The 19000-nt window shown below is 70.8% G+C and carries 19 protein-coding genes; 9 read left to right on the top strand and 10 right to left on the bottom strand.

Going from position 1 to position 19000, the window contains the following annotated elements:
• Positions 1-4 precede the first annotated feature (4 nt).
• The 3 genes from HUW46_RS06770 to ftsH all read right to left on the bottom strand — a co-directional run bounded on the left by HUW46_RS06770 (position 5) and on the right by ftsH (position 2879).
• Entirely contained in the window at positions 5-610 is a 606-nt protein-coding gene (locus tag HUW46_RS06770) for a hypothetical protein (RefSeq protein WP_215546464.1), read from the bottom strand.
• The gene (locus tag HUW46_RS06765; RefSeq protein WP_215546463.1) at positions 607-870 is read right to left on the bottom strand and encodes an SHOCT domain-containing protein; all 264 of its coding nucleotides are present in this window, start codon (positions 868-870) and stop codon (positions 607-609) included. Before HUW46_RS06765 ends, HUW46_RS06770 begins: the two co-directional genes overlap by 4 nt.
• 113 nt (positions 871-983) lie before the next feature.
• On the bottom strand, positions 984-2879 hold the full coding sequence (gene ftsH / locus HUW46_RS06760) for an ATP-dependent zinc metalloprotease FtsH (protein WP_215546462.1): 1896 nt from the start codon (positions 2877-2879) through the stop codon (positions 984-986).
• A gap of 147 nt (positions 2880-3026) precedes the next feature.
• Between ftsH and HUW46_RS06755 the strand changes: the two genes are divergently transcribed.
• From HUW46_RS06755 to HUW46_RS06725, 7 genes are all read left to right on the top strand, one after another.
• On the top strand, positions 3027-4031 hold the full coding sequence (locus tag HUW46_RS06755; RefSeq protein ID WP_215549713.1) for a zinc-binding alcohol dehydrogenase family protein: 1005 nt from the start codon (positions 3027-3029) through the stop codon (positions 4029-4031).
• A gap of 116 nt (positions 4032-4147) precedes the next feature.
• Positions 4148-4792, top strand: coding sequence for a CBS domain-containing protein (locus HUW46_RS06750; protein ID WP_215546461.1), 645 nt, complete (start codon positions 4148-4150; stop codon positions 4790-4792).
• The gene (locus tag HUW46_RS06745) at positions 4792-7056 is read left to right on the top strand and encodes a heavy metal translocating P-type ATPase (RefSeq protein ID WP_215546460.1); all 2265 of its coding nucleotides are present in this window, start codon (positions 4792-4794) and stop codon (positions 7054-7056) included. Before HUW46_RS06750 ends, HUW46_RS06745 begins: the two co-directional genes overlap by 1 nt.
• Complete coding sequence (locus HUW46_RS06740) at positions 7053-7967, top strand: ABC transporter ATP-binding protein (protein ID WP_215546459.1); 915 nt, start codon at positions 7053-7055, stop codon at positions 7965-7967. Before HUW46_RS06745 ends, HUW46_RS06740 begins: the two co-directional genes overlap by 4 nt.
• Positions 7964-9553 carry an ABC transporter permease gene (locus tag HUW46_RS06735; protein WP_215546458.1) on the top strand — a complete coding sequence of 530 codons (1590 nt, stop codon included), beginning with the start codon at positions 7964-7966 and terminating at the stop codon, positions 9551-9553. Before HUW46_RS06740 ends, HUW46_RS06735 begins: the two co-directional genes overlap by 4 nt.
• Before the next feature lie 164 nt (positions 9554-9717).
• Positions 9718-10317: an Rv1733c family protein gene (locus tag HUW46_RS06730; RefSeq protein ID WP_215546457.1), complete on the top strand. Its 600-nt coding sequence runs from the start codon at positions 9718-9720 to the stop codon at positions 10315-10317.
• 32 nt (positions 10318-10349) lie between these two features.
• A complete protein-coding gene (locus HUW46_RS06725) occupies positions 10350-11468 on the top strand; it encodes a lycopene cyclase family protein (protein WP_215546456.1) in 1119 nt (372 codons plus the stop codon).
• Positions 11469-11483: 15 nt separating this feature from the next.
• Here the strand turns inward: HUW46_RS06725 and HUW46_RS06720 are convergent, their stop codons facing one another.
• A complete protein-coding gene (locus tag HUW46_RS06720; RefSeq protein WP_215546455.1) occupies positions 11484-11891 on the bottom strand; it encodes a CBS domain-containing protein in 408 nt (135 codons plus the stop codon).
• 183 nt (positions 11892-12074) lie between these two features.
• Between HUW46_RS06720 and HUW46_RS06715 the strand changes: the two genes are divergently transcribed.
• Positions 12075-12566, top strand: coding sequence for a universal stress protein (locus HUW46_RS06715; protein WP_215546454.1), 492 nt, complete (start codon positions 12075-12077; stop codon positions 12564-12566).
• Between the two features lie 10 nt (positions 12567-12576).
• Here HUW46_RS06715 and HUW46_RS06710 read toward each other — a convergent pair whose 3' ends face one another.
• Entirely contained in the window at positions 12577-12987 is a 411-nt protein-coding gene (locus HUW46_RS06710; RefSeq protein ID WP_215546453.1) for a hypothetical protein, read from the bottom strand.
• A 220-nt stretch (positions 12988-13207) separates the two neighbouring features.
• Between HUW46_RS06710 and HUW46_RS06705 the strand changes: the two genes are divergently transcribed.
• Entirely contained in the window at positions 13208-14041 is an 834-nt protein-coding gene (locus tag HUW46_RS06705) for a slipin family protein (protein WP_215546452.1), read from the top strand.
• Between the two features lie 3 nt (positions 14042-14044).
• Here HUW46_RS06705 and HUW46_RS06700 read toward each other — a convergent pair whose 3' ends face one another.
• The 5 genes from HUW46_RS06700 to HUW46_RS06680 form a co-directional block, all read right to left on the bottom strand.
• Positions 14045-15154 carry an acyltransferase family protein gene (locus tag HUW46_RS06700; RefSeq protein ID WP_215546451.1) on the bottom strand — a complete coding sequence of 370 codons (1110 nt, stop codon included), beginning with the start codon at positions 15152-15154 and terminating at the stop codon, positions 14045-14047.
• A 46-nt stretch (positions 15155-15200) separates the two neighbouring features.
• Positions 15201-15629 (bottom strand): hypothetical protein, encoded by a 429-nt coding sequence (locus HUW46_RS06695; RefSeq protein WP_215546450.1) that lies wholly within the window; start codon positions 15627-15629, stop codon positions 15201-15203.
• 209 nt (positions 15630-15838) lie between these two features.
• Positions 15839-16741 (bottom strand): carbamate kinase, encoded by a 903-nt coding sequence (locus HUW46_RS06690; protein ID WP_215546449.1) that lies wholly within the window; start codon positions 16739-16741, stop codon positions 15839-15841.
• Positions 16738-17751 (bottom strand): ornithine carbamoyltransferase, encoded by a 1014-nt coding sequence (gene argF, locus HUW46_RS06685; RefSeq protein WP_215546448.1) that lies wholly within the window; start codon positions 17749-17751, stop codon positions 16738-16740. The genes HUW46_RS06690 and argF overlap by 4 nt, the downstream gene beginning before the upstream one ends.
• Complete coding sequence (locus HUW46_RS06680) at positions 17748-18989, bottom strand: arginine deiminase (RefSeq protein WP_215546447.1); 1242 nt, start codon at positions 18987-18989, stop codon at positions 17748-17750. Before HUW46_RS06680 ends, argF begins: the two co-directional genes overlap by 4 nt.
• Positions 18990-19000 lie beyond the last annotated feature (11 nt).

Raw genomic sequence — 19000 nt, 5'->3', positions numbered from 1 at the left:
GCCGTCAGCACTCGACGGTGGTCGCCGCGTCGCGGATCGCGCGCAGGATCCTCCTGCCGACCAGCCCGACGAAGGGGCGCACGGTCACCCAGTAGGCCCGGAACGCGCGGCGGGTGCCCGTGTCCGGCAGGTCGACCCGGATTTCGTAGGTCACCACGCTGCGCCGGTCCCCGTACGGGCGCACCGCGAACGAGGTCACGATCCGGCCGTGGTGCGCGGGGGTGGTGCGCTCGAAGTCGTCGACCGGGATCTGGTCCCATTTGACGACCGGGATCCAGAACCGCCCTTTCGCGCCGAGGACGATTTCCTCGCCGTCGCGTTCGCCGAGCAGGACCCAGTCGGTGCCGACGGCGATCTCCGCCGAGGTCATCTCTTCCGCGCCCTTCGGGAAGAGCAGGCGCTGGAGCCGTTCGGGAAACGCCCGGCACCAGAACAGGACGCGGAGCACGGGATCGGAAACCCGGCCGAGGTCGAACCGCCCGATCTCGTCGTAGACGGCACCCGCCGGTGCGTCGACGAAGAGGTGCTCGGTAAGGGTGAAGTCGGGCCGTGGCATGGCCTGGTCGATCAGGCTCGGCGTGCCGCCGGAGCGCGCGGGGTCGATCGTCATCGTGTTCTCCTCGTCCCGTTTTCCGCTGCCCGGCGCAGGATGTCGCGCCGTTGTTCGAATTCCTCGGTGTCGATTTCCCCGCGGGCGAACCGTTCTTCGAGAACGTGCATGGCCGTCGGGTCCGGTGCCTGCGGTTTCGAACCGCGGCGCACCAGCGCGATCGCGAGCAGGACGATCCCGGCGATCAGGACGATGCCAAGGCCGATGGCCGGCCCGAACCAGCCCGTGCCACCGCATGCGTGGTACCACCAGTTCGGCATGGCGCACCCCTTTCATTGCCGTTCGCGCGAATCCGCGCCACGGGCCGAGTGTCGATCTCGTCCGTGCCCCGCCGGCAGAGGAAGAAGTCCTCGCCGCCGGTGACACTGGCCAGTCAGCGCGCGGGCGCCGCGGTGGTTTCGCGCAACGCCGCCAGCACGGCGTCGCCGTCGACGGTTTCCTGCTCCCGCAGCTGGGCCGCGAGCCGGTCGAGTGCGTCGCGCCGGGAGGTGAGCATGGCGACGGCGCGCGCTTCCGCTTCCGCGAGGAGCCTGGCCACTTCCTGGTCGATCGTCCGCTGCGTGTGTTCCGAGTACGGCCTCTGCGCGGCCTCCACCGGGTCCACCGGCGCGGCGTGCGCTCCGGTGCCATAGCCGATCGGGCCGAGTGCGGGGGAGAGGCCGAACTCGGTCACCATCTTCACCGCCAGCGCGGTCGCTTCGGCGAGGTCGTTCGCGGCACCCGTCGAGCCTTGCCCGAAGACCACGAGCTCGGCCGCCCTGCCGCCCATGCGCACCGCGAGCAGATCGCTCAGGTAGTCCTCCCGGTACAGGCGCCGTTCGGCTTCCGGGAGCTGTTCGGTCGCACCGAGGGCCATCCCGGCGGGCAGGATGGTGACCTTGGTGACGGGGTCCGCGTGCTCGCACAGCGCGGCTACGAGGGCGTGCCCCGATTCGTGGACGGCCACGGATTCCCGTTCCTCGGGCAGGAGCGCGTTGGACGCATCGCGCCTGCCGAGCAGCACGCGGTCCCGCGCGGTCGCGAAATCCGCGGCCGTGAGCACGGTCCGGTCGTCGCGCACGGCGTTGATGGCGGCTTCGTTGACGAGGTTCGCGAGATCGGCGCCGGAGAACCCCGGGGTGCCCCTGGCGACCACGGTGAGGTCGACGTCGGGGGCGAGGTGCTTCCCGTCGATGTGCACGGTGAGGATGGCGGCGCGTTCGGCCTGGTTCGGCAGTGGCACGGTGACCTGCCGGTCGAACCGGCCCGGCCGCAGCAGTGCGGGGTCGAGCGTTTCCGGGCGGTTGGTGGCCGCCAGCACCACGATCCCGCTGCTCTGGTCGAATCCGTCCATTTCGGATAGAAGTTGGTTGAGCGTCTGCTCGCGCTCCTCGTGCCCGCCGAAGCCACCGGGGCCGCGCCTGCTGCCGACGGCGTCGATCTCGTCGATGAAGATGATCGACGGCGCCCGGTTGCGCGCTTCGTCGAACAGGTCGCGGACCCGCGACGCGCCGACCCCGACGAACATTTCGACGAACGCGGATCCGGTGATGGACAGGAAGGGCACGCTCGCCTCGCCCGCGACGGCTCTGGCGATGAGCGTCTTCCCGGTGCCGGGCGGTCCGATCATGATCACGCCGCGCGGTCCTTTCGCGCCCGCTGCCGCGTACCTGGTCGGGTCGCGGAGGAAGTCCACGACCTCGCTGACTTCCTGCTTCACCCCTTCGTAGCCGGCGACGTCGGCGAATCGGGTGGTGGGCCGCTGCGCCTCGATGATCTTCGCTTTCGACCGGCCGATACCGCCGATACCGCCAAGACCGCCGACGCCGCCGCCGTCGGCGAGAGAGCGGCGGACCCGACGACCGATCCAGATCATCAAGCCGAGGAAGAGCGCGAACGGCAGGAACGCGGTGAGCGTGCTGACCCATGAGGTGGTCGTGGTCTTCGCGGTGATCTTGACGTTCTTCGAGCGCAGCAGCGGTTCGAGCGACGCGTCGTTGAGCGCGGTCGGCACCTGGCTCGTGAAGCCGGCGCCGCCACGGAGCTCCCCGCTGAGCGAGCCGTGGTCGTCGACGGTCACCGAGTCGACCTGCCCCTGGTCTACTTTGGACAGGAACTCGGTGTAGGGCACGGCGCTCGTGCCCCGTTCGAGCAGGGCAGGGCCGAACAGGATCGCGAGGTACACCAGGACGAGCAGCGAAGTCAGCCACCACGGCCAGCCGCGCTTCGGCGGTTCGGTGGCGGGTGGAGGCGCGGAGGGCGGCGGGCCTGGGGCGGCGGTGCGGGACACTCGCCCACCTTCTCCACGGTCGGCGGGCGCGGACAGGGGCCTACGTCCCGTCACCCGGTGACCATGGTGGATTCATCGAGTGGAGAGGACCTTCGGCAGTCGCGGAAGAGTGCCGTCGCGGGCATTCTCGACGGTGTGAACGAGCGGATGAGTGCCTGGCGGGTGACGCGGCCGGGGCCGATGGTGTCGCGCCCGCTTGACCAGGTGACCGCGCCGGTTCCCGTGCCAGGGCCCGGCGAGCTGCTGGTGCGGGTGCTGGTGTGCGGTGTCTGCCGGACGGACCTGCACGTCGCGGAAGGCGATCTTGCCGTGCACCGGCGGGGCGTCACTCCCGGGCACGAAGTCGTCGGAGAGGTGGTCGCGATCGGCGACGGGCCCGCCACCGGGTTCGCGATCGGCGACCGGGCCGGTATCGCCTGGCTGCGCGGTACCTGCGGGCGGTGCCGGTACTGCGCGCGCGGGCGGGAGAACCTCTGCCCCGACTCGGTTTACACGGGGTGGGACGCCGACGGCGGGTATGCCGAGTTCGCCGTCGTCCCGGCGGGCTACGCGCTCCGCCTGCCGGACGGGTACACCGACGACGAACTCGCTCCGCTGCTGTGCGCCGGGATCATCGGTTACCGCGCGCTGCTCCGGGCGGAGGTCCCGGAGCGCGGAGTGCTGGGGATCTACGGGTTCGGCGGCAGCGCGCACTTGACGGCGCAGGTGGCGATCGCTCGGGGCGTCACGGTCCACGTGATGACGCGGAGCGCGGCCGCCAGGAGGCTGGCGCTCGAACTCGGCGCCGCCTCCGCGACCGGCGCCGGGGACTCGCCGCCGGAACCGCTGGATTCCGCGATCCTGTTCGCCCCGGTTGGTGACCTGGTCCTGCCCGCCCTGGCCGCGCTCGACCGCGGCGGCACGCTGGCGATCGCGGGCATCCACCTCTCGGACATCCCGCCGTTGCGGTACCAGCGCCACCTGTTCCAGGAGCGCCAGGTCCGCAGCGTCACCGCCAACACGCGGGCTGACGCTGAAGAGTTCCTCGGCGTCGCGGGGTCGCACCGGTTGCGGGTGTCGACATCGCCGTATCCGCTGGCGGAAGCGGACCGCGCGCTGTCCGATCTCGCCGCGGACCGGGTCAACGGGGCGGCGGTCCTGCGGGTGAACTGACGACCTAGGTCCTTCCGCTGGTGGGCGAAGGACCGCCGCGACGGCCCCCGCTCGGTCCCTACCTTCGGGGGAGGAGCCGTCGGACGTGAGGCGGCGTGTTCGAGTGGAGGACCGCGATGACGTCTCTCACCGTTTCCACCGTCATGACCCCGGACCCGGTGACGGTCCGCACCGACACACCGCTCAAGGAGATCGCCGAGGTGCTGACCGCGCGGGCGATCAGCGCCGTGGGTGTCCTCGATCGGCACGGCGCGCTCGTGGGGGTGGTCTCGGAGGCGGATCTCCTGTCGCACCTGCGCGAGCACGAACGGCCATCGTGGCTCGCGAAGCGTCTTTCGCGGCGCGACCGCAGAATGAGCGGCAGGGTCGCCTCGGATCTGATGACCGCGCCCGCGCTGACCATCGACGCGGGCGCCTCGCTGACCGCCGCGTCGGCGGAGTTCGCGCGCACCGGGGTGCGGCGCCTTTTCGTGCTGCGGCGCGGAGCGCTGGTCGGTGTGGTCTCGCGCAGCGACCTGGTGCGCGTGTTCGTGCGCACCGATGACGAACTCCTTCACGAGGTGGAGCGCGGGGTGTTGCTCCGCGCGCTGGGACTGGGACCCGATCGCGCGCGGGTCGCGGTGCACGACGGCGTCGTCACGATGTGCGGGCGCGTGGAGAAGCGCAGCGAGGTCGAGACGCTCACGCGGATGGTCGAGGACGTTCCCGGGGTCGTCGCGGTCGAAAACCGGCTCGACTACGTCTGGAACGACGTGGCGTGATGAGGGCGGTGCGGCTCGCGCGCTCACGGGAAGCGGTTCTCCTGGTCGCGGTAACACTGCTCGTCGGAACGGGCGGTGTGCTGTCGCTGGTGGGCGGCGGTGGCGCGAAAGTGTTGTGGGCGGCGGCGACGGTGGTCGCGCTGGGGCCGTCGGTCGTGTGGGTCATGGCCGATCTCCGTGCCAGGCGGTGGGGCGCCGACCTTTTGGCGGTCCTCGCGCTCGCGGCGACACTCCCGGTCGGTGAGTACCTCGCGGGCGGGATCGTGGCCCTCATGGTGGCCACGGGCCATGTGCTCGAAGCCGGCGCGAGGCGACGTGCGGGCCGCGACCTTTCGATGCTGCTCGACAGAGCGCCGTCCCGAACGCACCGGCGCACCGCGGACGGCCTCGAGACCATCGGCGTGGACGAGGTCGTCGCCGGGCAGGCGATCGTCGTGCTGCCGGGTGAGGTGGTGTCGGTCGACGGCGTCCTCGACGCGGACGGCGCCTTCGACGAGTCCGCGCTGACCGGGGAACCGCTCCCGGTGCCCAAGCGCGCCGGGGCGACTGTCCACAGTGGAACCGTGAACGCGGGTGCCGCCGTCGACCTGGTCGCCACGGCCGCGGCGGGGGAAAGCACCTACGCCGGGATCGTGCGCCTGGCCGAACGCGCCGTCGCGGGCACCGCTCCGGTCGCCAGGATCGCCGACCGGATCGCGATCTGGTTCCTGCCGGTGGCCTTGCTGATGGCCGCCGCGGCGTGGCTGTTCACCGGGGACGCGGTTCGCGCGGTCGCGGTGCTGGTGACGGCGACGCCGTGCCCGCTGTTGCTGGCGGTGCCGATCGCGGTGACCGCGGGGATGTCGCGGATGTCGCGGGCCGGGGTCGTGGTGAAGGACGGCGCCGCGCTCGAGACGCTCGGCAACGTCCGGGTGCTGCTGCTGGACAAGACCGGGACGGTGAGCGAGGGCAGGCCGGAGGTCACCGACGTCGTGTGCGCGCCGGGAATGACTGAGGAAAGAGTGCTCGCCTTGGCCGCCAGCGTGGAGCGCCTTTCCCCGCACGTGCTCGCCGCGGCGATCGTCCGCGCGGCGGCTGCCGCGGGCGTGCCCGTGGAACGAGCGCAGGACGTGACCGAGACCCCGGGCACCGGCGTGCGGGGTGTGGTCGACGGGCGGCGGGTGACGGTCGGCCGTCTGCCGGGGGAGCGCGACCTGCCGGGGTGGGCGCGGGGCGTGCTGAACCGGGGCAAGCTGGACCTGGCGAGCGTGGTGTGGGTGGACGTGGACGGTGCGCTCACGGCCGCGTTCCTGGTGCGCGACCGGGTGCGCCGCGACGCGCCTCGGACCATGAAACGCTTGCGGGAGGCGGGAATCCGGGAAATCCGGCTGGTGACCGGCGATCGCGTGGACAACGCGCGAGAAGTGGCCGCGACGCTCGGCCTCGACGCGGTGACCGCCGAGGTGGGCCCGGCGGAGAAGGTGACTTCGGCCGAGAATGCTTGCCGCGCCGGGGTTACCGCGTTCGTCGGAGACGGTGTCAACGACGCACCCGCGCTCGCGACCGCGGATGTGGGCGTCGCGATGGGTTCCTATGGCGCCACGGCGGCCACGCAGGTGGCCGACGCGGTGATCCTGGACGACCGGCTGGAAAGGCTGGCCGACGCGGTCGAAACGGCGCGGCGTTCCCGAACGCTCGCGGTGTGGAGCGCGGTCGGCGGCACGGTGCTGTCGCTGGGCGCGATGGCCGCGGCCGCGTCGGGCTTGCTGCTCCCCGTCGCCGGTGCGGTGGTCCAGGAAGCCATCGACGTCGTGGCGATCCTGAACGCGTTGCGCGCCCTGCGCGGGCGAACCCGGCGGCACGATCCGCGTGCGGACGAGCTGGCGGCGAGGTTCTCGGCCGAGCACGAGCGACTGGCACCGGCGAGGGCCGCGATCCGGCACGCCGCGGACGCGCTCGCGGACGGGCCGACGGCCGCCTCCGACGCCGCGGTCCGGCGCGCCAACCGGATGGTCGTCGAGCGCCTGCTGCCGCACGAGGTGGCGGAAGAGTCCGAGCTCTACCCGGTGCTCGGTGCCGTGCGCACGGCCGCGTTGAGCAGGGAGCACGCCGAGATCTCCCGGCTGTCCCGGCGACTCGGGCGCCACCTCGCGGTGGCTCCCGGCCGGATCGGCGCCGACCAGGTCGACGACCTGCGGGCCACCCTGTACGGGCTCGACGCCGTGCTGAACCTGCACTACGCCCAAGAGGAAGAAGCCTTTTTCAGCGGCAAGGAGGACCGATGACCGACCAGGAACGACCGGCGATCGAGATCACGGGTTTGTCGAAGGCGTTCGGGACCGTCCAGGCACTGGACGGTCTGGACCTCACCGTGCGCGCGGGCGAGGTGCACGGGTTCCTCGGCCCGAACGGTGCGGGGAAGTCGACCACCATCCGGGTGCTGCTCGGGTTGTTGCGGGCGGACTCGGGTCAGGTCCGGCTGCTCGGCGGCGATCCGTGGCGCGATTCCGTGCTGCTGCACCGGAAGCTGGCCTACGTGCCGGGTGAGGTGTCGCTGTGGCCGAACCTCACCGGCGGCGAGACGATCGACCTGCTCGGCCGGTTGCGCGGCGGGCTCGACCCGAAGCGCCGCGCCCGTTACCTGGAGCTGTTCGACCTCGACCCGACGACGAAGGCGGTGGCCTATTCGAAGGGCAACCGCCAGAAGGTCGCCGTGGTCGCGGCGCTGGCGTCCGATGTGGACCTCCTGCTCCTCGACGAGCCGACCGCGGGCCTGGATCCCTTGATGGACCAAGTGTTCCGCGACTGTGTGCGGGAAGAGCGCGAGCGTGGCCGCACGGTTCTGCTGTCGAGCCACATCCTGGCCGAAGCCGAGGCGCTGTGCGACCGCGTCAGCATCATCCGCCACGGGCGGAACGTCGACACCGGCTCCCTCGACGAGCTGCGCCACCTGACCCGCACGACCATCACGGCGCGGGTCTCCCGGGTGCCCGACGAGCTCCGAGCACTGCCCGCCGTGCACGATCTCTCCGTCGATGGCGACCAGGTGCGGATGAGCGTCGACAGCGCCGGGCTCGACGGCGTCCTCGGCGCGTTGAGCCATGTGGGCGTGCGGAGCGTGACCAGCCGCCAGCCGACCCTCGAAGAGCTGTTCCTGCGGCACTACCGCCGCGACACCGCGGAGGCGTCGGTATGAACGCGCTCACCGGTACCAGGATGCTCATCAGACTGGCGCTGCGCCTGGACCGGATCCGGCTGCCGTTGTGGATCGGAGTGTTCGTCGTGGTCGCGGCCGCGTCGGCGGCGGCCACCGTCGCGCTCTACCCCGGCGCCGCGGATCGCGCGGCGATCGCCGACAGCGTCAACTCCGTTCCCGCCATGCTGGCGTTGTACGGACCGGTGTACGCGCCGACGGCCGGGGCGACCGCGGTGTTCAAACTCGGCGGCTTCGGCGCTGCCTTGGTCGGGTTGCTGATGATCCTCACGGTCGTCCGGCACACCAGGGCCGAGGAGGAATCCGGGCGGCTGGAGCTCGTCGGAGCCGCCGTCACCGGCCGGTCCGCGGCGCTCGCGGCCGCGCTGACCGTGGTTTCGGCGGCGAGCCTGGTGCTCGGACTCGTCACCGCGTTCGGACTCGTCGCGGCCGGGCTTCCTTGGGCCGGGTCCTTCGCGTTCGGTCTCGGGTGGGCGGTGACCGGGCTTGCTTTCGGTTCGCTCGCGGCGGTCACCGCACAGCTCACCCGCGGTGCCAGGACGGCGTCCGGTCTGGCTGCCGCGGCACTGGTGGTGGCGTACGTGCTGCGCGCGGTGGGCGACGCGACCGGAAACGCTTGGCTGTCCTGGCTTTCCCCGATCGGCTGGGCACACCAGCTGCATGCCTACGCCGGTGAGCGGTGGTGGGTTTCGCTGCTGTCGCTGGGATTCGCGGCGGCGTGCGCCGGCGCGGCTCGGCGGCTCGCACACCGCCGCGACTTCGGTGCCGGACTGCTGGCCGATCGGGCCGGACCGGAACGGGCCGACCGCCTGCTGCGCGGCTCGTGGGGGCTCACGTGGCGGCTCAACCGGATGGCGCTCGGAGTGTGGACGGCGTGCTTCCTGGCGCTCGGTGTGGTGATCGGCAACCTCGCCGGTGGGGTGAGCCGGTTCCTCGACACGCCGAAGGCGCGGCAGCTGATCGCCGCGCTCGGCGGCGAAAGCGGTGTCACGGACTCCTTTCTCGCGGCCGAGTTCGCGATCTTCGGCGTGCTGGTCTCGGTCTACGCGGTGTGGGTGGTCGTGCGGCTGGGCCAGGAGGAGCACGCGCTGCGGCTGGATCCTCTGCTCGCGGGAGCGGTCGGACGAGCACGGGTGCTCACCGGGTACCTGCTGACGGCCGGTGCCGGGAGCGCCCTTCCGCTCGTCGCGGCCGGGATCGGCGCGGGGATCGGGAACGGGCTGCGTTCCGGCGACGTCACCGGGGAAATCGCCAGGCTGACCGGTGCCGCGGTGTCCCGGCTGCCCGCGGTATGGGTGCTGGCCGCGCTGGCGTTCGCCGTATTCGGCCTGGCGCCGCGCGCGGTGGCCTGGATGTGGGGCGTGCTCGCCGGGTTCGTCGTCATCGGCGATTTCGGGCCGTTGCTCGGGCTGCCCGCGTGGGTCGTCGACCTCTCACCGTTCACGCACCTGCCGCGGCTTCCCGGTGCCGCGGTGTCCGTGACGCCACTCCTGTGGCTGGTGATGGCGGCTGTCGCGCTCTTTCTGCTGGGGCTGACCGCCTTCCGCGGCAGGGACGTCGCGACCTGATCCACAGTGGACTCTCTTTAGGGTCTTTGGTCCCGCGGCATCTCGCCCAGAGTCCTCGATCACCGTGACCTGTCGCGGGCGGGCGGTGCCGGAGGACCCTTCGGACGCGCGCGGGTTCGGACGATGCTGGTGGAAAGCATTTCCCGCTGGTGAAGGAGAAAACCATGGACGCGTCGCGGAGGATTCTGGTGCGGTTGTGGCGGACGTTCAAGCCGGGCGCGGATTCGCTGGCGCGGCCATCGGACCGGTTCCAGGCGAGCGTGCTGGTGCTGTTCATCCTCTTCGCGCTGGCAGCGGTGCCGTTCGCGGCGAGCATCGGCTCGGAAACCCATGCGAGGCAAGCGGAACAGGCACGTGAGCAGGTGCAGACGCGATACCAGAGCACGGCGACCCTGCTGACCGACGGCCCGGCGCTCTCGGCGACCGGGCGGAGCGCCTCGGTCGGAGGTGAGAAGCCGACCGAGGCGACGTGGACCCTGCCGAACGGCGTGCCCCGTTTCGGAAAGGTTCCCGCCGAAGAAGGTGCCTTGAAGGGTGCGGTGGTGCCGGTGTGGCTGGACCGGGACGGGAACCCGGTCGACGCACCGATCACGGAGTTCGGCGCGGTGGTCGACGGGATCGCGGCAGGCGCCGGTTCCTGGCTGGGCCTGTGCCTGACCTTGCTCGGGATCTACGGCCTCACGTCACTCGGATTGAACCGCGCCCGGCTGGCCAGGTGGCAGTGGGAATGGGATCGCGAACAGGATCGCAAGACCCGGTTCTGAGCCCGGATTCCCCGGGCGGAAGGGGAAGTCCGGTGTCCATTGTGATCGCGGGAGGCGGGCTCAGCGGTGCGACGCTGGCCGCGCACCTTGCCGCCGAGCCGAGGGTGACCGACGAGGTGACGGTCGTGGACGACGGCCGTTCCCCGTTTTCCGAAGCGGGCTGGGCGTACTGGTCGGATCGTCCTGGCCTGCTGAGCGGCGCGGTTTCGCGGACGTTCGACTGTTTCCGCGTGCACGCCGGGGGACGGGACCGCACGCTCGGGCTCGGCAGGTACCGGTACCACCGGGTGCGCGGCACCGACTTCGCCGCCGAGGTCGAACGCCTCATCGGAGCGCACGGCGGGGTCACGTTCCGCCGCGGACGCGTCGAGCGCGTCGGCGACGGCGAACTCGTCGTGGATGGCGAGCGGTGGGAGGCGGATTGGGTGTTCGACAGCGTCGCCGGGCCGCGCACGCCGCCACCGGCCGACGCGCGGCTGGTCTTCCGCGGCTGGCACCTGCGAAGCGAGGAGCCGGTCTTCGATCCCGAAGTGGTCACCTTCGCCGACTTCCGGACCGCGCAGGACCTGGCGGCGAGCTTCGTCTACGTCCTTCCGCGGTCCCCGGCCGAGGCACTGGTCGAACTCACCTCGTTCACCGCACCGGAACACCACGTCGCGCCGGAGCCCCGCCAACAGCGTGCCGCGCTCGCCGAGTACCTCGAACAGATCGTCGGCACCGATCGGTACACCGTGCTGCGAGAGGAAGGCGCGGCACTGCCGCTTACGGCCGCACCGGCGAAGAGGCGCTCGGGGCGGACCATGGCCATCGGCACGAAGGCGGGACTGGCCAAGGCCAGCACCGGCTTCGCGTACCAGCGCATTCAGCGGGACAGCGCGGCGATCGTGCGCTCGCTGCGTACTCGGGGACATCCCTTCGCCGTCCCAGCCGGCGCCGCGAGGTACCGGTGGTTCGACGGCGCGCTGCTCGATGTCGTCGTTCGCGAGCCCGCGCGGCTCGAACAGACCTTCGCGGCGCTCTTCGATCGCGGATCGGCCGAACCGGTGCTCCGGTTTCTCGACGAGGCCAGCACTCCGTGGCAGGACGGCATTCTCTTCGCCGGGCTTCCCACCGGGCTCTTCGCCGCCGCGGTCGCCCGTCGCGCGCGCTGAGCGCGCTGCCAGCGCTCAGCTCGCGAGCACGCGGACGAGGTCCTGGAGCGTGACGATGCCGACGAGCTTGCCATCGGCCAGGACCGGCACGGACCGGACCTGGCGGGCGACCATGGTTTCGGCGAGATCGACGACGTCGATCCCCGGGCCCGTCACGACCGGAGAGGGGCGCATCAGGGCGGCGACCAGGTGTGGCCGGTGGGTGAGCATGACCCCGGTGTCGGGATCACTCCGCCCTTCCCCCGCCGCCGTGATGCCGCCGACGAGATCGGCCTCGGTCAGGAGGCCGAGGAGCCTGCCTTCCCGGTCCGTCACCGGGAGACTGGTGAACCCGCGGGAGGCCATCGTGGCGGCCGCTTCGGCGATCGAGGCGTCCGAGGTGATCGCGATCGTCGGTGTGCTCATGATGTCGCGTACCAGCATCGCGGGCCTCCTTGTGTCGTCTTGGCCGTGCCTTCACGATCGCGCCTGCGAACCCACCTTGCGAGAGCACAAGGTCACCGGTGCGGCTCTCCACCGGCACCGATCGGAAGAACTCCGGACCCTGTACCGAACACGCGTCCACGGAGGAGCCTGCGAAGAAACCCCGAGGGAAGGGCGGAACCGATGGCTGCCGGAGACCGGAAAGACGTGATCGTGGTCGGTGTCGACGGATCGCAGGCCAGTGCGGCGGCGCTGCGCTGGGCCGTCCGCGAGGCGGCACTGAGCCACCGCGGGGTCCACGTGGTCCGCGCGTGGACCTTCGATCCCTTGCCGGGCCCCGGTACCGGCCTCTCGCGGCAGCGCGCGGAAGCTGACCGGCGACGCGAACTCGATCACCTCGTCGCGGATGTCCGCGGTGAGACGTCACCGGTCGAGGTCGTTGCCAAGGTCGTCGAGGACACCCCGTCCGCCGCGCTCGGACGTGCTTCGGACGGTGCCGCGATGCTGGTGTTGGGCAGCCACGGGCACAACCGGGTCCTCCGGCTCCTCGTCGGCTCCGTCACCGAGCAGTGCCTGCGCGCGGCGACCTGCCCGGTGGTGGTGATCCCGGCCCGCACCCGCGCGCCGCGCCCGCCCGAGAGCGGGACGGAGCCCCTCACCGGCCCGCTGCTGTGAGCCGGTCGGATCATCGGGTCATCTCGTCGTCCCCGGGCGCGAGGGCTATGCGGCGCAACAGCGTGGTGGCGACCGCGCTCACCACGACCCAGGTGACCGCCGCGAGGCCGTCGTTGAGGAAGGCCCGCCAGCCGGGGCTGGGCGGGGTGAACAGCCCTTCGAACCCGAGGGACACCGCGTGCGACCAGGCACGGACGATCGAAGCGACGCCGTTCGCCTGGTTCGCGCCACCGGCCACGAATACGACGTGGGCGAGGAGTACCACCGCGAACAGGCCGCAGACGATGTGGATCGCCGTGCAGCCGAGCTGCACCCGGCGGGCCCGGACCCACCGCGCGGAATCCGGGTACACGAGCCTGGGGGGAGGTTTTTCGTTCTCGGGGAACGGATTGCCGCTGGGATAGGGATCTGGTTTCGTCATGATGTCGATTCCTCCGACCTTCCGGCGGGACACCGGTCGCTGCTGGCAGCATGCGCGCGACGGCGGGTTCGCGCCGCAGCCTTGCTCACTCGATGCGGGGGTATTTGGTCCCTGGTCTGGAAGTCCCTTGCCCTCTGGTGCCCGCGCCGGTGCTGGTGTCCGATGGTGCGGGACCGGCGAATCGTTGACGTCACTCATTTCCGGGAAGGGAAGTCCTGTCATGAACGCGTGGGTCGTTATCGGGATCGTCGCCGTGGTGGCGCTGCTGCTCGGCTTGTCGGTGCGGGTGGTGAAGCAGTACGAACAGGGCGTGCTGTTCCGGCTGGGACAGGTGCGGGGGGTGCGGATGCCGGGCTTGCGGCTGATCATCCCGGTGGTCGACGTGCTGCACCGGGTCTCGCTGCGGATCATCACGCTGCCGATCCAGTCGCAGGGGATCATCACCAGGGACAACGTGAGCGTCGACGTGTCGGCCGTCGCGTACTTCCGCGTGGTCGACGCGGTGAAGTCCGTGGTGGCGATCGAAAACGTGTACGCGGCGATCGATCAGATCGCGCAGACCACACTGCGGAAAGTGGTCGGGCAGCACACCCTCGACCAGACGCTGGCGGAGACCGACCAGATCAACGTCGACATCCGCAAGATCCTCGACATGACCACGGTCGAGTGGGGCGTGGAGGTGACCTTGGTGGAGCTGAAGGACATCCAGCTGCCGGAGTCGATGAAGCGGGCGATGGCCAAGCAGGCCGAAGCGGAGCGGGAGAAGCGCGCGAAGATCATCAACGCACAGGGCGAGTCTCTCGCGGCCGACGCGCTCGGCGACGCGTCGGACACGATGATGGCCCACCCGCTGGCGTTGCAGCTGCGGAACCTGCAGACGCTGGTCGAACTCGGCGTCGACAAGAACACCACGGTGGTGTTCCCCGCGCCGCTCATGAGCACGATCGGCGAGCTGGGTACGTTCCTGTCCCGCGAAGCCGCGTCGGCGTCGGAAGCACCGCCGCGGCAGCGAGGCGTCACGACGGCCACCGAACCCGTCGCGGCGCCGCGCTGATCCTCACGACGCGGTATCGCGCGGTTCTCCCTTCGGAGCCCGCTTCCGGTGGTACCACAGGAACAACGCGATCACCGGTGCGGTGAACAGCAACGGGCCGAGCACGGCCAGCGGCCGTTGGAGCCACCAGATCAGGTCGGGGGCGCGGTCGTCGACGATCGCGCCCTCGAACACGAAGTAGTCCAGGGCCCGTGCCATCGCCATTCCCGTGGTGTGGAAGAGGAACAGCGGCAGCGCGAACCGGTTCATCAGCTCGGTGAACCGGTGCCACCGCGGCCGGGCGAGCCTTCGTTCCATCGAGGGCCGGATGACCTCGGCGAAGCCGATCTGGAACGCCAGCAACGCCACGATGACGAAGGTCGGCGGTGCCATGTTGGACCACCGGTCGCCGGGCACCCCGACCATCGAACCCGGGTACAGCCCGGAGAACACCAGCCCGGCCAAGGCGAACAGCCCCGCCCACAGCAACGAGAGGTCGAGCCTGCGCGGTGCGTCCACCAGCCTGCGGTAGAAGAACCCGGCCTGGTGGGCGAGCATCCACACCGCCGCCATGTTCACCCAGCCCAGTGCGGACAGGCCGTACCGGAACCGCAGGACGTCGACGGCGAGCGCGATGCCGCCGAGCCACACCAGCGCGAGCAGGTCGAAGCGGCGGTGCAGCCACAGGCTCACCGGCAGGAGCGCGATCAGCGCCACGTAGACGCCGAGGAACCACAGCGGGCTGATCACCAGCATCACCGCGTTGCCGATCCAGTCGAGCCGGAACAGCAGGCCCAGCACGACGCCGAGCGCCGCCCAGGTCCCGGCGAGCAGGGTCGCCGGGACGACCAGATGCTTCACGTGGCTCAGCACGTACGAGCCGAGACTGGTTCCCGCCGCGCGGGCGCGTTCCCACGACGCGAGGTGTGCGAACCCGCCGACGTAGAAGAACAACGGCATGACCTGGAGCAGCCAGGTGAAGATCCAGAGCCCGCTGAAGAAACCGAGGGGGTTCGTCGCGTGCGGGCCCGTCGGCGACCACCGCAGGATGGTGAAGGCCCAGTGCCACAGCACGACCACGAGCAGACTGACCGCGCGCAGCCAATCCACGTAGACCTCGCGCCGCTCGGTCATCGGGCACCCCCTCTGTTCCGGAAGCGGCCGAAGCGGGCGGGCCGCGTCACCGGTTGTCGAGCGTGGTTTCGAGATCCGCCCCGGGAAGGACCTGCCCGCCCGGAAGGGCGCACAACGGGGTTTCGCGTCGGGAGTTCCAGAGCACGGCGCGGCGGACGTGCTCGGCGGGCATGCGCGCGCGGGCGCCGAGTTCCGCCATCGTCGCGCCGGTCGCCCCCGGCCGCGTGCTGGCGCGGCACAGCTCTCCGAACCACCGCTGTTCGGGGATCCAGGCGGCACGGGCTCGTTCGATCAGCGCGTCCAGGTGCGCGGAGCCGCACGCGGTGATCTGGCGCTGGCCGTCGCCACTGGGGTCCTCGGGATCGAGCACCGACGAATCCGGCACCAGCGCACTGGCAGACTGGTCGAGTGGAATGAGGCTTCCGCAGTACTCGCAGGCACGGCGGTGCCCCGGGAAGGGGGCGCGATCGTTCATGACTGGTCTCCACGTCCTGGGTCAGGCGGGATCCCGTCACCGGGGGCTGGGGCGGCGGTGGGTGTGGTTCGCGGACGTCCGCGGGCGAGCCGCGTCCAGGGCGGCCGAACTCCACCTCGACGGTAGCCTCCGCCCGTCCGGCGCGGAGGCTGTCTTCGCGGAAAATCGCTGGAATGGACGACCGGCGGATCCGGTGTGGTCACGGCGTTTCACCGGGCGCGCACGATCGTTCCGGAGGTACCCGCGATCAGGTCCTCGGCCGCGTCGAGGCGGCCGATCGCGGCGAACCGCCCGCCGCCATCGACGAACCGGCACGCGGCGGTGATCTTGGGGCCCATCGACCCGGCCGGGAACGACCGCGCTCGCAGTTCCCCGCTGGTGACCCGGTGGAGCGGCCGCGCCGCCGGGGTGCCGTAACCGTCTTCGACCGCGTCGACGTCGGTGAGCAGCAGGAGTGCGTCGGCTCCGGTTTCCCTGGCCAGCAGGGCCGCCGTGAGGTCCTTGTCGACCACGGCTTCGACCCCGCGCAGGCCGCGGTCGTCGGCGACCACGGGAATACCGCCGCCGCCCGCGCACACCACGGTGGTCCCCGCCTCCGCGAGGAGCTTGACCAGTGGCAGTTCGACGATGTCGAGGGGCTCCGGGGAGGGGACGACCCGGCGCCATGCCGCCCCGTCGAGCCGTACCGTCCAGTCCCGCTCCGCGGCGGTCCGGAACGCCTCGGCTTCGGAGTACACGGGGCCGACGAACTTCGCCGGGGACGCGAACGCGGGATCGTCCGGGCTCACGACGGTCCGGCTGAGCAGGCAGGCGGTAGGGCGTCCCACGGCGTTCTGCAGCGTCTGCACCAGCCAGTAGCCGATCATTCCCTGGGTTTGCGCGCCCAGTACGTCGAACGGGTAGGGACGCGCCACGCCGGGGTCGTTCTCGCTTTCCACCGCCAGCATCCCGACCTGCGGGCCGTTTCCGTGGGTGATGATCAACTGGTGCTGCCTGGCGAGCGGTGCCAGCGCGGTCGCGGCCGTGAGGACGTGTCGTTCCTGGATCAGCGACTCCGGCGGCTCCCCGCGTTCCAGCAGTGCGTTGCCGCCCAGTGCTACGACGATCTTCACGACGCCACCGGGCCGAGCGACGACATCGTCGCCACCATGACGGCCTTGATCGTGTGCAACCGGTTTTCGGCCTGGTCGAACACCACGGAGGCCGGTGATTCGAAGACCTCGTCGGTCACTTCGAGTCCGTCGAGCCCGTACCTTTCTCCGAGCCGTCGCCCGATTTCGGTGTCCCGGTCGTGCAGTGCGGGAAGGCAGTGCAGGAACTTCACCGCCGGGTTCCGCGTCGCGCCAAGGACTTCCGCGGTGACCTGGTAGGGCAGGAGCTGGTCGATGCGCGGACCCCAGGACTCTTCCGGTTCGCCCATCGAGAGCCACACGTCGGTGTAGACGAAGTCGACACCGCGCACCGCTTCCGGGACGTCGCTGGTGACCACGGCGTTGGCCCCTGAATCGCGAGCGAGTGCGTCGGCGAGTGTGCGGACCTCGCGCGCGGGCCACCGCGTGGTGGGGGCGCAGATCCGCACGTCCAGCCCCAAAAGGGCGCCGGTGACGAGCAGCGAGTTGGCGATATTGCCTCGCCCGTCTCCGAGAAAGCAGTAACCGACGTCCTCGAGAGGTTTGTTCGCGTGGTCTCGCATGGTGAGGACATCGGCGAGCATCTGGGTCGGGTGCCAGGTGTCGGTGAGGCCGTTCCACACCGGAACCCCGGCGTGCGCGCCGAGCAGTTCGACGGCCTCCTGGGACGAGCCGCGGAACTCGATGCCGTCGAACATCCGGCCCAGTACGCGTGCGGTGTCCTTGATGGACTCCTTGTGGCCGAGGTGGGATTCGCCGGGACCGAGATAGGTGAGGTGGGCGCCCTCGTCGTGCGCTGCGACCTCGAACCCCGATCTGGTGCGGGTCGAACTCTTCTCGAAGACGAGCGCGATCGACCGGCCCGCCAGCCGTTCCGGCCGCTTGCCGTCCCGTTTTTCCTGCCTCAGCAGCGAAGCGAGTTCCACCAGGTGCAGGAACTCGTCGCGGGTGAGGTCGGTTTCCTTCAGCAGGTTGCGTCCCTGCAGGTTCATGGGGTTCCTCCCGCGGTCGAGGCCGGTTCGCGTTCGATGGGACAGCTCATGCAGCGCGGGCCACCGCGCCCGCGGCCGAGTTCGGCGCCCGGCACCGTGATCACTTCGATGCCGTGCTTGCGCAGCATGGTGTTCGTGGCGACGTTGCGGTCGTAGCCGATGACCACGCCGGGGGAGATGGCGAGGTAGTTGTTACCGTCGTCCCACTGTTCGCGTTCGGCGGCGCGGACGTCCTCGTCGGTGGACAGGACGGTGACTTCGCCGACTCCGAGCACTTCGGCGAGCGTGCCCCGGAAATCGCGGTTCGGGCGGACGTCCAGCGCGCCGGGTTCCGGCCCGGCGGTTACGGTCCAGGACCGCGGTTTCCGGTCGAGGTACGGGTAGCGGACGAAGGTGGCCCTGTCGACCATGGTCATCAGGGTGTCCAGGTGCATCGTGGCGTGGGATCGGGGGATTTCGACGGCGAGGACGGTGTGCGCCTGGCCGGAGGCGAACAGCTTGCGGGACAACAGTTCCACCGCCATCGGGGTGGTCCGTTCGCCGAGGCCGATCAGCACCGCGCCGTTGCCGAGGACGTGCACGTCGCCGCCTTCGATGGTGGCCGGGAACGGGTCGGTGTCGCCGTCCTCGTGGTAGGTGGTGAGCTCGGTCCCGGCGAACATCGGGTGGTGCTGGTAGATCGCCATCGTGTGCAGGGTTTCGCGCCGCCGCGCCGGTTTGGCCATCGGGTTGACCGAAACGCCTCGGTAGATCCAGCACGAGCTGTCGCGCGGGAACAGGTGGTTCGGCAGCGGGGGCACCACGAAGTCCTCCGGCAGCAGGGTGCGCCAGGTGAGGCTCCCCGTTCGCAGCGTCGGCAGTTCCGCCTTCACCACTCCGCCGATCAGGGCCGCGGCGAGGTCGGTGCCGTCGAGGCCGTCGAACAGCCGTCGCAGCGGGCCGGCGAGCGCGGGCCCGGCGAGCCGCGGTGTGCACACCCGGTCGAGCACGAAGGCTCTGCCCTCGGCCGTTTCCAGAGTCTCGGCGAGGAGGGTGCCGAAGTAGTGCACCCGAACACCTTGCTCGCGCAGCGTTTCGGCGAAGACGTCGTGCTCCTCCTTCGCCTTCTTCGCCCACATGACATCGTCGAACAGCAGTCTGCCGATGTTGCGCGGCGTCAGCCGGTCCAGCTCGGCACCCGGCCGGTGGAGGACGACCTGCCGGAGCCGGCCCACTTCGGACGCGACGGTGAAGCTCATCCGGATCTCCT

Source organism: Amycolatopsis sp. CA-230715, from assembly GCF_018736145.1.
Lineage (GTDB): Bacteria > Actinomycetota > Actinomycetes > Mycobacteriales > Pseudonocardiaceae > Amycolatopsis.
Note: the sequence above shows the minus strand (reverse complement) of the source record. Positions and strands in the feature narration are given on the sequence as shown.

Bases quoted from the DNA above. Each gene is read 5' to 3' on its own strand.
- HUW46_RS06745 (WP_215546460.1), top strand. From the start codon at position 4,792: ATGAGGGCGGTGCGGCTCGCGCGCTCACGGGAAGCGGTTCTCCTGGTC.
- HUW46_RS06680 (WP_215546447.1), bottom strand. From the start codon at position 18,989: ATGAGCTTCACCGTCGCGTCCGAAGTGGGCCGGCTCCGGCAGGTCGTC.
- HUW46_RS06720 (WP_215546455.1), bottom strand. From the start codon at position 11,891: ATGCTGGTACGCGACATCATGAGCACACCGACGATCGCGATCACCTCG.
- HUW46_RS06715 (WP_215546454.1), top strand. From the start codon at position 12,075: ATGGCTGCCGGAGACCGGAAAGACGTGATCGTGGTCGGTGTCGACGGA.
- HUW46_RS06755 (WP_215549713.1), top strand. From the start codon at position 3,027: ATGAGTGCCTGGCGGGTGACGCGGCCGGGGCCGATGGTGTCGCGCCCG.
- HUW46_RS06700 (WP_215546451.1), bottom strand. From the start codon at position 15,154: ATGACCGAGCGGCGCGAGGTCTACGTGGATTGGCTGCGCGCGGTCAGT.
- HUW46_RS06710 (WP_215546453.1), bottom strand. From the start codon at position 12,987: ATGACGAAACCAGATCCCTATCCCAGCGGCAATCCGTTCCCCGAGAAC.
- HUW46_RS06740 (WP_215546459.1), top strand. From the start codon at position 7,053: ATGACCGACCAGGAACGACCGGCGATCGAGATCACGGGTTTGTCGAAG.
- HUW46_RS06770 (WP_215546464.1), bottom strand. From the start codon at position 610: ATGACGATCGACCCCGCGCGCTCCGGCGGCACGCCGAGCCTGATCGAC.
- HUW46_RS06730 (WP_215546457.1), top strand. From the start codon at position 9,718: ATGGACGCGTCGCGGAGGATTCTGGTGCGGTTGTGGCGGACGTTCAAG.
- HUW46_RS06705 (WP_215546452.1), top strand. From the start codon at position 13,208: ATGAACGCGTGGGTCGTTATCGGGATCGTCGCCGTGGTGGCGCTGCTG.
- HUW46_RS06695 (WP_215546450.1), bottom strand. From the start codon at position 15,629: ATGAACGATCGCGCCCCCTTCCCGGGGCACCGCCGTGCCTGCGAGTAC.
- HUW46_RS06765 (WP_215546463.1), bottom strand. From the start codon at position 870: ATGCCGAACTGGTGGTACCACGCATGCGGTGGCACGGGCTGGTTCGGG.
- HUW46_RS06735 (WP_215546458.1), top strand. From the start codon at position 7,964: ATGAACGCGCTCACCGGTACCAGGATGCTCATCAGACTGGCGCTGCGC.
- HUW46_RS06750 (WP_215546461.1), top strand. From the start codon at position 4,148: ATGACGTCTCTCACCGTTTCCACCGTCATGACCCCGGACCCGGTGACG.
- argF (WP_215546448.1), bottom strand. From the start codon at position 17,751: ATGAACCTGCAGGGACGCAACCTGCTGAAGGAAACCGACCTCACCCGC.